7 protein-coding genes are annotated in these 13,608 nt (G+C 67.5%); 5 read left to right on the plus strand and 2 right to left on the minus strand.

The genetic code is table 11. The annotated features are described in order from the left end of the window. The first annotated feature begins 44 nt into the window (after positions 1-44). Complete coding sequence (locus ACLB1G_RS10515) at positions 45-1,055, plus strand: LysR family transcriptional regulator (RefSeq protein WP_491627140.1); 1,011 nt, start codon at positions 45-47, stop codon at positions 1,053-1,055. Here the strand turns inward: ACLB1G_RS10515 and ACLB1G_RS10520 are convergent. Both ACLB1G_RS10520 and hemE read right to left on the minus strand, forming a co-directional pair. After that, the gene (locus ACLB1G_RS10520; protein WP_491627141.1) at positions 1,052-3,112 is read right to left on the minus strand and encodes a primosomal protein N'; all 2,061 of its coding nucleotides are present in this window, start codon (positions 3,110-3,112) and stop codon (positions 1,052-1,054) included. The genes ACLB1G_RS10515 and ACLB1G_RS10520 overlap by 4 nt on opposite strands. A gap of 676 nt (positions 3,113-3,788) precedes the next feature. Continuing rightward, complete coding sequence (hemE, locus tag ACLB1G_RS10525; RefSeq protein WP_491627142.1) at positions 3,789-4,871, minus strand: uroporphyrinogen decarboxylase; 1,083 nt, start codon at positions 4,869-4,871, stop codon at positions 3,789-3,791. A 73-nt stretch (positions 4,872-4,944) separates the two neighbouring features. On the opposite strand from hemE, the gene ACLB1G_RS10530 reads away from it, so the two are divergent. From ACLB1G_RS10530 to ACLB1G_RS10545, 4 genes are all read left to right on the plus strand, one after another. Continuing rightward, the gene (locus ACLB1G_RS10530) at positions 4,945-6,894 is read left to right on the plus strand and encodes a dipeptidyl-peptidase 5 (protein WP_491627143.1); all 1,950 of its coding nucleotides are present in this window, start codon (positions 4,945-4,947) and stop codon (positions 6,892-6,894) included. 10 nt (positions 6,895-6,904) lie between these two features. Next, a complete protein-coding gene (locus ACLB1G_RS10535; RefSeq protein WP_491627144.1) occupies positions 6,905-11,062 on the plus strand; it encodes a DEAD/DEAH box helicase in 4,158 nt (1,385 codons plus the stop codon). A 124-nt stretch (positions 11,063-11,186) separates the two neighbouring features. Next, on the plus strand, positions 11,187-13,082 hold the full coding sequence (locus tag ACLB1G_RS10540) for a DUF885 domain-containing protein (RefSeq protein WP_491627145.1): 1,896 nt from the start codon (positions 11,187-11,189) through the stop codon (positions 13,080-13,082). Positions 13,083-13,190: 108 nt separating this feature from the next. After that, on the plus strand, positions 13,191-13,598 hold the full coding sequence (locus tag ACLB1G_RS10545; protein WP_491627146.1) for a CCDC90 family protein: 408 nt from the start codon (positions 13,191-13,193) through the stop codon (positions 13,596-13,598). The last annotated feature ends 10 nt before the right edge of the window (positions 13,599-13,608 follow it).

The raw sequence follows: 13,608 nt of genomic DNA on the forward strand, positions 1-13,608 counted from the left end.
CCAGCTTAGGATTGCATTTTGGAATTTATTGATATCGGGACCCTATGGAAGCCTTGGACTACCGCGCACTGGCCATCCTGGACGCCGTCGCCACCCACGGCGGCGTGGAACAGGCCGCGCGGGCGCTGGGCCTGGGCGTGCAGGACGTGGCGCACGCCATCCAGTCCCTGGAAGACGCCTGCGGCCGGCTGCTGATCCTCCCCGGTCCGCCGGCCGTGGCCACCCGGCTGGGCCAGCGCCTGATAGCCCACCAGCGCGGCGTCCGGCTGATGGAAGCGTCGCTGGACATCGACCTGGGACGGCCGGTCAGCCTGCCCCACATCGCCCTGGCGGTGGAGGCGGCCAGCCTGGCGACCTGGTTCCCCCTCTGCTTGCACCCGCTGCTGTCGCCGCCGCGCTGCCAGCTGGCGCTGCAGGCCGCTCCCCGCGCCGAGGCGCTGCGGCTGCTGCGCTCGGGCGCCGTGTTCGGGGCCGTGGCGGCGGCTGCGGATGGCACGGACGACAGGTGCCTGGACGATGACGGGGTGGACGATGACGGGGTGGACGATGACGGCGTGGACGAGCAAGGCGCCGGCGTGGCGGATACCTGCGCCGGAGCGGTCTCCATCGGCGCCGCCCCTGCATGGCGCGGCGCCATCCGTGTCACGCCGCTGGGCGCCATGCGCCACGTGTGCGTGGCCACGCCCGCTTTCGCGGCACGCTGGTTCGGCGACGGCTTCTCGGCCGAGGCGGTGGCGCTGGCCCCCTCCGTGGTCAGCGACCCGGCCGCCATGGCGCGCCTGCTGCGCGAGGCGCTGGGCGTGCAAGGCGGCCATCCGCGCCACCGCATGCCGCTGTCGGCCGCCACCAGCGAATGCATCTACGGCAGCCTGGCCTATGGCTTGATGCCCATGGCCCAGGTGGTCGGCGCCCTGTCCAGCGGCAAGCTGGTGGAACTGGCGCCCGCGCATCCGGTGGATGTAGCGCTGGAATGGCATGCGTGGCCGCTGGAGACGCCCTTCACCCAGGCCCTGTCGGAACAAGTGCTGGCCACGGCGCGCCGCTATTTACTCTAAATATCGAGCGGATCGACTTCCAGCGACCACTTGACGCGGCTGACGCGGGTTTCGCGCAGCCTGGCCATCCACTGCTTGAGGAAAGCCTGCAGCGCCGGGCGCGAGGACGACTCCACCAGCAGCTGCGCGCGGTCCACGTTATGCACCCGCGTCAGGCTCATGGGAATCGGATCGTTGATGGTGATGCCGGGATGCTGCACGCAATCGCGCGCCTGCGACAGGAACTCGATGGCCATGGACAGCTCCGGCGCCTCGGCGCGCAGCATGGCCTGGAACAAGTAAGGCGGCAGCGCGGCCTGCTCGCGCTCTTCCAGCAGGGCGCTGGCAAAGTGGTCGTAATCATGGTTGACCACCGCGCCATACAGCGGGTGCTGCGGATAGCGGGTCTGTATCAGCACCTCGCTGGGGGAGCCGCCCTCGCTCTGCCCGGCCCGTCCGGCGCGGCCGGCCACCTGCATCAGCTGCGCGAACAGGCGCTCGCTGGCGCGGTAGTCCTGCGAGAACAGCGCCGTATCGGGATTCAAGATTCCCACCAGGGTCAGGCGTTTGAAGTCATGGCCCTTGGCCACCATCTGGGTGCCGACCAGGATGTCGACCTCGCCCCGGTGCACGGTATCGAACGCGGCCTGGGCGCTGCCCTTGCGGCGCGTGGAGTCGGCGTCAATGCGCAGGATGCGCGCCTCCGGGAACATCGCTTGCAGCCCCTCCTCCACGCGCTGGGTGCCGCGTCCCAGCGGCTGCAGGTCGACATTGCCGCAGGTCGGGCAATGGCGCGGGATGCGTAGCTCCAGGCTGCAGTGGTGGCAGCGCAGCCGGTGCTCCGGCTTGTGCAGCACCATGAAGGAGGTGCAGCGGGTGCAGTTGCTGATCCAGCCGCAGGACTCGCAGCAGATCACGGGCGCATAACCGCGCCGGTTCAGGAACAGCAGCGATTGTTCGCCACGCTCCATGCGCAGCTTGAGGGCCGCCACCAGTTGCGAGGTCAGGCCGTCCTTGGGCTTGTCGCGTTCCATGTCCAGCAGGCGCACGCGCGGCAGCACGGCGTTGCGCACGGCGCGCTCGCGCAGCTCCAGCTTGCGGTAGCGCCCCGAGCTGGCGTGGTGCCAGGTTTCCAGCGACGGCGTGGCCGAACCCAGCACGATGGGGATGGACAGCTGCCAGGCGCGCCACACGGCCAGGTCGCGCGCCGAATAGCGCAAGCCTTCCTGCTGCTTGTAGGAGGGATCGTGCTCCTCGTCGATGACGATCAGTTTCAACTGGGGCAGCGAGGACAGGATGGCCAGCCGCGTGCCCAGCACGATGCGGGCGCGGCCCTGGTGCGCGGCCAGCCAGTGCAGCATGCGTTCACCCTCGGACAGGCTGCTGTGCAGGGTGGCCAGCATCACGCCGGGGAAACGCGCGCGGATATTGCCCTCCAGCTGGGGCGTGAGGTTGATCTCCGGGACCAGGATCAGGATCTGGCCGTCCGGCTCGCGCGCCAGCACCTGGGCGCAGGCTTGCAGGTAGACCTCTGTCTTGCCGCTGCCGGTCACGCCATACAGCAGCGTGGGCGCGAACCCCCGGGCGCCGCCGATGGCGTCGGCGGCCTGCTGCTGGGCCGCGTTCAGCACCGGCATGTTGGCGGGGGCCGGGTCGTGGCTGTCTTCCAGCTTGGCCAGCTTCTTCAGGGCCCGGTCCAGCGCCACCGTGGTGGCGGTGCGGGCATTCCTGGGCAGGCCGGGCAGCGCCACCTCGCCCAGCGGACGCTGGTAGTAATCGGCGGCGAAACCGGCCAGCGCCAGCCATTGCGGCGACAGCGGCGCCAGCTGGGTGCGCACGGCCAGCGCATCCTTCAATTTATCGGCCGGCACCTCGGTGTGCTCGTGGACCGCCACGATCAGGCCCACTACCTCGCGCCTGGCGAAAGGCACCAGGGCCAGTTGGCCCACCTGCGGCCTGGCTTCCGGCGCGCACGGCCAACGGTAATCGAACACGGCGTTCAGCGGCGTGTCTAGCGCGATCTGCAAGATGCAATGTGGGGAGGGCACTGGCGACTGGGTGAAAACGGGAGCGGCCATTGTACCCGATGGCGGCGCCATTCCCACGTCGGGACAAGTATCCACAGTTTTTGTGGATAACTTTGTGGAAAAGGGAAAATTAATTAGGGGAAAGCAGTCTGTTTCGGCTTGCAAGCATCCCGAACAGCCTCAAAACCGGACTTTTTTCCCTTTTAAAATCAATTACTTGGAAAACGCTTCAGAGAGGGGCCGAATAGCCCGTCGCTCGCGTCCCGCTGTGCATAACTGAAGTATTGTTGGGAATTACTCCAGCGCTAGCAACCATTTCCCTGCTTAAAATATGTGCAATGCAGCATATTTTCTGTGCAAATAGGAAACGTTTAGGCTAAGTCACGGTTTACTAAGCGATTTTCTTTTTTATCCACAGTTTTAGTGGATAACTTTGTGAACAACGGGCCGATAAACTAGTTTCAGACCCGGAATAACTTTTCCACATCCCCCGTCCGCCACGTCTTGTACCTAGAATATATCTTTTCAAATCAATGACTTGCAGCGTGACGGGAAGGCCGGAAAATAGGCTTGCCAGTTATTTCAGCACAAAAAAATATTGTGCATAAGTCGTTCTGCTGCACTGGGAAGCCGGTTCAAAACGAGCAGGGCTAGGCGCGGCGACGAAGACAGTGCGCCTGCACGGCAAGGAGCCGTAACGACGCCATGGTCATTTTGAAGCGGGTTCTTAGCGGGCACGCTGGCTGCGGCTGTACTGGTGCACGGTCTCCACCATGGCGGCCACGTTGTCCGGCGGGGTGAACTGGGAAATGCCATGGCCCAGGTTGAACACATGGCCGTGGCCGGCCGACGGCGTACCATAGTCGTCCAGCACCTTGCGCACCTGGTCGGCGATCTGCTCCGGACTGGCGAACAGGATGGCGGGGTCCAGGTTGCCCTGCAGCGCCACCTTGTCGCCCACCAGGCGGCGCGCCTGGCCCAGGCTGGCGGTCCAGTCCAGGCCCACGGCGTCGGCGCCGCTGGCGGCGATTTCTTCCACCCAGTGGCCGCCGCCCTTGGTGAACACGATGGCCGGGATGCGCCGGCCATCGTGCTCACGCTTGAGCTGGGACACCACCTCACGCATGTAGCGCAGCGAAAACTCCTGGTAGGCGCCGTCGGCCAGCGCGCCGCCCCAGGAATCGAACACCATCACGGCCTGGGCGCCCGCCTCGATCTGGGCGTTCAGGTAGGCCGCCACGGCGCGCGCGTTCACCGCCAGCAGGTGGTGCATCAGGTCGGGGCGGTTGTACAGCATCTTCTTGATGGTGTGGAATTCGCGCGAACCTTCGCCTTCCACCATGTAGCAGGCCAGGGTCCAGGGGCTGCCGGAAAAGCCGATCAACGGCACCCGGCCGTGGAGCTCGGTGCGGATCTGGGTCACGGCCTTGAACACATAATCGAGCTTGTCCAGCTCCGGCTCGCGCACGGCCAGCACCTCGGCCTCGGTGCGCACCGGGCGCTCGAATTTGGGGCCTTCACCTTCGACGAAATGCAGGCCCAGGCCCATGGCGTCCGGCACTGTCAGGATGTCGGAAAACAAAATGGCGGCATCCAGCGGATAGCGGTCCAAAGGCTGCAGCGTGACTTCGGTGGCGTAGTCGGGATTGGTGGCCAGGCCCATGAAGGAACCGGCCTTGGCGCGCGTGGCGCGATACTCCGGCAGGTAGCGCCCGGCCTGGCGCATCAGCCACACGGGGGTGTAGTCGGTGGGCTGGCGCAGCAACGCGCGCAGGAAGGTATCGTTCTGGAGCGGAGCAAATTGGGGCATGGGAGCTATCGGCAACGGGTAAAAGGGTATTATCGCATCCCCCGCCGTTTTTTCATGCGTAAGAGGAGAGACCATGAGCACCGCCAACCACACCATTGCCCCTTATGGCGCCTGGCCTTCGCCGCTGGACGCGGCCCACGTGGCCGCCGGCGCCACCCCGCTGGCCCAGCTGGCCCTGGACGGCGACGCCATCTACTGGCTGGCAGGGCGCGCCGCCGAGGCCGGCCGCAATGCCCTGCTGCGCCGGCGCGGCGGCGCCACTGAGGAACTGACCCCGGCGCCGTGGAATGTGCGCACCCGGGTACACGAATATGGCGGCGGCGCCTATCTGGTCGATGGCGATACCGTCTACTTTTCGCATTTTGCCGACAACGTGGTGTACCGCCAGGTGGCCGGCGCCGCGCCGCAAGCCCTGACCCGTCCCCAGCATACTCCCGCCAGGCAGCGCTTTGCCGATTTCGCCATCGACCGCGCGCGTGGCCGCCTGCTGGCGGTGCGCGAGCTGCATGGCGAGGATCACGCCCATCCCGTCAACACGCTGTGCGCCATCGCCGCGGACGGCGCCGAGACCGTGCTGGCCCAGGGCCACGACTTCTATGCCGCGCCGCGCCTGTCGCCGGACGGCGCGCAGCTGGCCTGGCTGAGCTGGGACCATCCGCGCATGCCCTGGCAGGGCACGGAACTGTGGCTGGCCGAGGTACGCGCCGACGGCAGCCTGGGCCAGCCGCACCTGGTGGCCGGCGGTCCGGAGGAAGCCATCTGCCAGCCGGAGTGGTCGCCGGACGGCGTGCTGCACTTCGTGTCCGACCGCAGCGGCTGGTGGAATCTGTACCACCTGGAGGGCGACGGTCAGGCGCGCGCCCTGTGCCCCATGGAGGCCGAATTCGGCGGCCCGCACTGGAACTTCGGCAACGCCATGTACGGCTTCCGCTCGGCCGGCGAGATCGTCTGCACCTATATCGAGAATGGCGTCAGCCGCCTGGCCACGCTGGCGGTGGACAGCGGCCAGCTGCAGCCCATCGCCAATCCGTATGAAGAAATCCGCGAACTGCGGGTGGCGCCCGGTTATGTGGCCCTGCTGGGTGGCAGCCCCACTATCGCGCTGGAGCTGGCGCGCATCGACCTGGCCAACGGTGAACTGGAGGTGCTGGCGCGCTCCATCGCCGGGCTGCCGGATCAAGGCTATCTCTCCATCCCGGACAGCATCAGCTATCCGTCGGCCAACGGCCGCACCGCGCACGCCTTTTATTACGTGCCGCGCAACCGGGACGTGGCGGCGCCAGCCGGCACCCTGCCGCCGCTGATCGTGATCAGCCACGGCGGCCCGACCGGCATGGCCACCAGCACCCTCAAGCTGGCCACCCAGTTCTGGACCTCGCGCGGTTTTGGCGTGCTGGACGTGAACTACGGCGGCAGCACCGGCTTCGGGCGCGCCTACCGCGACGCGCTCAAGGGCCAGTGGGGCATCGTCGACGTCGAGGATTGCATAGCCGGCGCGCGCGCCCTGGTGGCGCGCGGGCTGGTCGACCCGGAACGCCTGATCATCCGTGGCGGCAGCGCTGGAGGCCTGACCACGCTGTGTGCGCTGACCTTCCACGACGTGTTCAAGCTGGGCGCCAGCTACTACGGCGTGTCCGACCTGGAAGGCCTGGACCAGGACTCGCACAAGTTCGAGTCGCATTACAATGCCTACCTGATCGCGCCGCAGCCGCAGGCCGCCGCCATCTACCGCCAGCGCTCGCCCATCCACCATACCGACAAGCTGGCCCGCCCCATGATCTTCTTCCAGGGCCTGGACGACAAGGTCGTGCCGCCGCAGCAGTCGGAAGCCATGGTGGCGGCGCTGCGCGCGCGCGGGGTGCCGGTGGCCTATGTGCCGCTGGAAGGCGAGGGCCACGGCTTCCGCAAGGCCGAGAACATCGTGCGCACGCTGGAGGCCGAGCTGTACTTCTACCAGCGCATGTTCGGCCTGCACGACCCGGCCGCGCCCGCGCCGGTGTCCATCGACAACCTGAAGCAATGAGTATCACCGTATGACCGACACGCAGCTGCAGGCCGAATTCGACGCGCTGGCATTCAACGAGAAAATGGTGCTGGCCCTGCTGGCGCTGGTGGGCGAACCCATGGGCCGCACCGCCATCCTGGACCACCTCAAGCTGGCACGCATCGAGGACGACAACGGCGCGCCCTACACCGTGGCGACCCTGGACGAAGCGCTGCGCAAGCTGGAGCGGGTGGCTTTCCTGAGCCAGGTGCTGGGGCGCGGCTTTGCCTGCAATCCCAAGCTGCGCTGGCCGGCCATGCGCGCCGCCATCGGCACCCATGCGCTCGATGACCTGAGCCAGGCCTACGATGAGCTGGCGCCGCTGCGCCAGACCTGGAACAGCACCGAGCCGCGCAGCTACCGGGCCGGCATGGCGCGCCTGCGCATGGCGCTCTTGCGCGGCCAGGCGCCGCAGCAGGTGCTGCCGCTGCTGACCTTCTGCCTGGGCTGCTATGAGGCGGCCCAGCTGCATCCGATTGTCGATATTTTCGGCCGCCCCTTCGAGCCGGGCATGCTGGCCCGCGTGCACCCGCTGCTGCAGGACGATGTGCTGACGGTGCTGCTGCAGCACACCCAGCGCGAACCGCGGGCCGCACCCACCGTACGCGCCTTCATCGAGCAGCACTTGGAGCGGCGCCTGGCCGCCAAGGATGATGTCAGCCCGGTGCTGCGCCTGGCGCTGGCGGAAGACGCCATCCTGTGCGGCCGCCTGGACGACGCCAAGCGCTACCTGGACCGCACCGGTGGCGCCGTGAGCCAGTTCCTGGCCAGCGTGGTGGTGCTGCTGCGCGGGGCCAGCGGCGCCGCCATCGCCGGCTTCGACGCCGCGCTTAAGACCATGCGGCGCGAATCAGGCAAGCGCAAGCAGGTCTTCAGCGGCATGGGTGGCCATTTGTACGTGCTGTCGCTGCTGCGCGGCGACGCCGCCCAGGCCAAGGCGGCCGAGGCATATCTGGACATCGCCGTGCGCGCGGCCCACAATCCGGACAGTCCGGTGCACCAGCAGCTCGACATGCTGCGCCAGATTCGCGGCGGCGTGCTGCAGGCCGAAGCCCTGGCCAGCCGTCCGTGGGAAAGCGGGCTGCAGGCGCAAATGTTCCAGGCCCTGCTGTTCTACTGGCTGTCGCACACGCTGCTGCACCGCCACCTGGACCAGGTGCGCGAACTGGCGAGCCAGGCCGAGGCGGCAGGCTACCACTTCATCGCGGCCCAGGCGGCGGCCGTGCTGGGCCACATGGGCGAGGCCGAGCAGGGCGTGCGCGCCGCCGCCCTGCGCAAGCAATACGGCTTCGCCGACCTGACGCCGTGGTTCGAGCGCCAGGAAGCGTGGCAGCGCCAGCTCTCGGCCCTGATCAACCTGCAGCAGCCGGCGCCGGCCGAGCGCGGCGCCACCCGCCTGGCCTGGATGCTGAGCTACGACCCGCGTTACGGCCTGACCGCGATCGAGCCGCGCGAGCAGAAGCGCGACGCGCGCGGCATCTGGAGCAGGGGCCGCGCCGTGGGCCTCAAGCGGCTGCGCTTCGAGACCGAGCAGTTCGACTACCTCACGCCGCAGGACATGCGCGCGGCCGAGACCATCAGCGTGGCGCACCGCGGCTACCAGTCGTCCGGCCTGGCCTACGAGATCGACCCGCAGCGCGCCGCGCCGGCCCTGGTCGGCCATCCGCTGCTGTTCTGGGCCGATGCGCCGGACGCGCGCGTGGACCTGATCGCCGGCGAGCCGGAACTGTTGATACGCAAGAGCGACGGCAACCTGCACCTGAGCCTGCAGCCAGCCATTCCCGACGACGGCAACCGCCTGATCGTCACGCGCGAAACCCCGACCCGGCTGCGCGCCATCAGCGTCACCGATGAACACCGCCGCATCGCCGCCATCGTCGGCGACGGCCTGGTGGTGCCGGAGCACGCCGAGGCCCAGGTGATGCAGGCCATAGGCTCGGTCTCCTCGCTGGTGACGGTGCAGTCGGACATAGGCGGCTCCTCCTCCAACATCGAACAGGTGCAGGCCGACGCCCGCCTGCACCTGCACCTGCTGCCCTACCAGCACGGCTTGAAACTGCAGATACTGGTGCGGCCCCTGCCGGACGGCGCCTACTACGCGCCCGGCAGCGGCGCCGAGAGCGTGATTGCCGACGCCGGCGGCCGCCCGGTGGAAGCCAAGCGCCAGCTGAACGCCGAACGCGACGCCCAGCGCCAGCTGGTCGAGCACTGCGACGTGCTGCTGGAGGCGGAGCAGGAGCACGGCGAATGGGCGCTGGGCCAGCCGGCCCTGTGTTTGCGCCTGCTGGAGCAGGTCCAGGCCCTGGACCCGGACAGCATCGTGCTGGCCTGGCCCGAGGGTGAGCGCTTCCGCCTTACCAACAAGGCTTCGTCGCAGCAGCTGCGGCTGGCCATCAAGAGCCACAAGGACTGGTTCGCGGCCAGCGGCGGCCTGGCCATCGACGAAACCAGGGTGCTGGACCTGCGCACCCTGCTGGACCTTATCGCGCAGAGCAGGAGCCGCTTCGTGGAGCTGGGCGAGAACCGCTTCCTGGCCCTGACCGAGGAGCTGTACCGCAGGCTGCAGGAAATCTCCGCGTACGGCGACCCGACCGCCGACGGCGTGCGCCTGCATCCGCTGGCCGCGTTCGCGCTGGAGGAACTGGCCGGCGAGGCGGGCAGCCTGAAGGCCGACCAGCGCTGGAAGGAACACCTGGAACAGATGGAGCGGCAGGCCGCCTTCGTGCCGCAGCTGCCCTCCACCCTGCAGGCCGAGCTGCGCGACTACCAGCTGGAAGGCTACCAGTGGCTGGCGCGCCTGGCCCACTGGGGCGTGGGAGCCTGCCTGGCCGACGACATGGGCCTGGGCAAGACGCTGCAAACCCTGGCCCTGCTGCTGGCCCGCGCGCCCGAGGGTCCGGCGCTGGTGATCGCGCCCACCTCGGTGTGCCTGAACTGGATCAGCGAGGCGGCCCGCTTCGCGCCCACGCTCAAGGTGCGCCTGTTCGGCGGCGGCGACCGCGACGCCTCGCTGGCCGGACTGGGCGAGCACGACGTGGTGGTGGCCAGCTACGGCCTGCTGCAGCTGGAAGCGGCGCGCTTTGCCGCCGTGCGCTGGCATACCATCGTGCTGGACGAGGCCCAGGCCATCAAGAACGCCGCCACCAAGCGCTCGCAGGCGGTGATGGCGCTGCAGGGCGATTTCCGCATGGTGTGCACCGGCACCCCGCTGGAAAACCACCTGGGCGAGCTGTGGAATTTGTTCCGCTTCATCAATCCGGGCCTGCTGGGCAGCCTGGAACAGTTCAACCTGCGCTTTGCCGCACCGATCGAAAAGCCGCAGGACCACCGCGCCACGGCGGCCGCGCGCCAGCGCCTGCGGCGTTTGATCCAGCCCTTCATCCTGCGCCGCACCAAGACCCAGGTGCTGGACGAGCTGCCCTCGCGCACCGAGATCACGCTGGAGGTCGACCTGTCGGCCGAGGAAACCGCGCTGTACGAATCGCTGCGCCGCGCGGCGCTGGACAACCTGGAACAGGTCGAGGGACCGGCCGAGAAGAAATCGATACAGATCCTGGCCGAGATCATGCGGCTGCGGCGCGCCTGCTGCAATCCCAATCTGGTGGCGCCGGAGCTCAAGCTGGCCAGCAGCAAGCTGGCCGCTTTCGCCCGCCTGCTGGAAGGGCTGCTGGACAACCGCCACAAGGTGCTGGTGTTCAGCCAGTTCGTCGACCACCTGGGCCTGATCCGCGACCATCTCGACCAGCACAAAATCGCCTACCAGTACCTGGATGGCGCCACCCCCATGGCCGAACGCAAGAAGCGGGTCGACGCCTTCCAGGCCGGCCAGGGCGAGGTATTCCTGATCAGCCTGAAAGCGGGCGGGGTCGGCATCAACCTGACCGCAGCCGACTACGTGGTGCACATGGACCCGTGGTGGAATCCGGCCGTGGAAGACCAGGCCTCGGACCGCGCCCACCGCATGGGCCAGCTGCGCCCGGTGACCATCTACCGGCTGGTGGCGCGCCACACCATCGAGGAGGGCATCGTCGAGCTGCATGCCCACAAACGCGAGCTGGCCGACAGCCTGCTGGAGGGCAGCGACGTGGCCGCGCGCATGTCGGCCGGCGAGATGCTGGCCATGCTGCAGGAAGGCCTGGCGCGCTGAAATCCGGTTACAAACTGGCGGACTCCCGGTACGCCCAAACGGGCTGATTAATGTTAATCTCCACCGCTTCGGGCCGGGCGTGCAGGGCGCGCCCGGTCCAAAACGCTGACAAGGTAGTAGACACATGATCAAATCCAAGATTGCCCTGGCCGTCATGGCGGCCGCCCTGGCGTGCGCGCCGGCCGGCGCCGCCACCACGCACAAGAAACCCGCCGCCGCCAAGACCAAGGGCGGCGCCAAATCCTCTGCCCACGGCGGCAGGAAATCCGCCAAGGGCGGCAAAGCCAGCGGCGGCAGGAGCAAGGCCGTTGCGGCCGCCACGCCCATGATCAAGGCCACGCCGTCCGAACGGCGCCAGGACAAGGCCATGGACGCCCTGTCCGGCCAGTTCATCAACGCCCTGTGGCGCATCGATTCGGAAAGCGCCATCTACGCCGGCAAGTACGACACCGCCGCCAACCTGACCGTACCGGACCGCGCCACCCAGGCCGCCCAGCTGGCCTTCATCGACGACTGGCTCGGCCGCTTCGCCAAGGTTGACGCGCGCCAGCTGTCGCCCAAGCAGCGCACCGACCTGGCCCTGCTGGTCAACAAGCTCAACACCGACCGCTTCAATCTCACCACGCTGCGCGAATTCGAATGGAATCCGGCCAGCTACAACGTGGCCGGCCCCATCGACCTGGTGCTGCACACCGAGTACGCGGCCCAGCCGCAGCGCCTGCGCACCCTGCTCAAGCGCATCGCCAGCATTCCGGCCTACTACGAGGCCGCGCGCGCCAACATCGTCAACCCGACCCGCGAACATACCCGCCTGGCGATTGCCCAGGCGCCCGGCGTGCAGGCCGTGCTGACCGACCTCGACAAGGCGGCCCAGGCTTCCATCCTCACGCCCATCGAGAAGCAGCAATACACCCAGCGCGTCAACGCGGCGCTGTCGGCGGTGGATGGCTATATGGCCTTCCTCAAGGACCTGGACCAGAACATGGATACCAAGGGCCGCCGCACCTTCCGCCTGGGCCGCCAGTTGTATGAGCAGAAGTTCGCGCTGGAGATCCAGTCAGCCAGCACCGCCGAGCAGACTTACCAGAAGGCCCTGGCGGCGCGCGAGGAACTGCTGGCGCGCATGGACCAGTTGTCCGACCAGCTGTGGACCCAGACCATGGGCGCCGCGCCCAAGCCGGCCGACCGTTACGCCAAGATAGGCGCGGTGATCGCCAAGCTGTCCGAGCGCCATGTGGCGCGCGAGGATTTCGTCAGCGAGATCAAGCGCCAAGTGCCGCAGCTGCAGGACTGGGTGATCAGCCACGACCTGCTGACCCTGGATCCGAACAAGCCGCTGGAAGTGCGGCCCACGCCCGCCTACCAGGCCGGCGTGGCCGGCGCCAGCATCGACGCGCCCGGCCCCTACCGCCCGCAGGACCGCACTTACTACAACGTGACGCCGCTCGATGGCGCCACGCCGGAAGCGGCCGAAAGCAGCCTGCGCGAATACAACCACTGGATACTGCAGATCCTCAACATCCACGAAGCCATCCCCGGCCATTACGCGCAGCTGGTGTACGCCAACAAGTCGCCCTCCATCGTCAAGTCTCTGTTCGGTAATGGCGCCATGGTGGAAGGCTGGGCCGTGTATGGCGAGCGCATGATGCTGGAGTCCGGCTACGGCGGCGACACGCCGGAAATGTGGCTGATGTACTCCAAATGGAATTTGCGCAGCGTGACCAACACCATCCTCGACTACAGCGTGCACGTGCTGGGCATGACCGAGGAGCAGGCCATCGACCTGCTGACGCGCCAGGCCTTCCAGACCCGCAGCGAGGCGGTGGAGAAATGGCACCGGGTGCAGGTCTCGTCGGTACAGCTGACCAGCTATTTCAGCGGCTACAGCGAGATCATGGAATTGCGCGAACAGCGCAAGCAGGCGCTGGGCGACAAGTTCAACCTCAAGCAATTCCACGAGCAATTCCTCAGCTACGGCAGCGCGCCGGTGCGCATGATACGCGAGCTCATGAGCCAATAAGCGCGCGCCCGCGGCCCGTGCCATGACGGGCCGCAAGCGGCGCCGGCGCTTGCCCCGGTAGGATGGTGCAGTCCCGCGTTTCTGCTACCATCCAAGGAGGGAGTGATCATGACCATGCCGGTACCGTTTGACACCCACGCTTACATCCATACCCTGATACAGGCGGGCTTCCCGCCGGACCAGGCGGAAGCACACGCCCAGGCACTGATCGACGCCCTGGTCAGCGCCACCGTCACGCCCGGCGAGCATATAGTGCTCAAGGTGGAATTGCTGGCGCGTATGGACGGGCTCAGAAACGAATTGCTGGCCAGGATGGACATGCTCAGGGACGAAATGCTGGGCAGGATGGACATGCTGAGGACCGAGCTGTTGGCCCGCATCGAAAAGCTGGAGGCGGACTTGACGGCACGCATCACAAAACTGGAGGGCCGCGTGAATATATTGTATTGGCTGGCTGGCGCCACCCTGCTGTTGCAAGGCGTGACGCTGGCCCTGGTGCTCAGGCTGCCCGGTTAGCCAACTCGGC

It is taken from the genome of Duganella kummerowiae (assembly GCF_053572355.1).

Bases quoted from the DNA above. Each gene is read 5' to 3' on its own strand.
- ACLB1G_RS10515 (WP_491627140.1), top strand. From the start codon at position 45: ATGGAAGCCTTGGACTACCGCGCACTGGCCATCCTGGACGCCGTCGCC.
- ACLB1G_RS10535 (WP_491627144.1), top strand. From the start codon at position 6,905: ATGACCGACACGCAGCTGCAGGCCGAATTCGACGCGCTGGCATTCAAC.
- ACLB1G_RS10545 (WP_491627146.1), top strand. From the start codon at position 13,191: ATGACCATGCCGGTACCGTTTGACACCCACGCTTACATCCATACCCTG.
- ACLB1G_RS10520 (WP_491627141.1), bottom strand. From the start codon at position 3,112: ATGGCCGCTCCCGTTTTCACCCAGTCGCCAGTGCCCTCCCCACATTGC.
- ACLB1G_RS10540 (WP_491627145.1), top strand. From the start codon at position 11,187: ATGATCAAATCCAAGATTGCCCTGGCCGTCATGGCGGCCGCCCTGGCG.
- ACLB1G_RS10530 (WP_491627143.1), top strand. From the start codon at position 4,945: ATGAGCACCGCCAACCACACCATTGCCCCTTATGGCGCCTGGCCTTCG.
- hemE (WP_491627142.1), bottom strand. From the start codon at position 4,871: ATGCCCCAATTTGCTCCGCTCCAGAACGATACCTTCCTGCGCGCGTTG.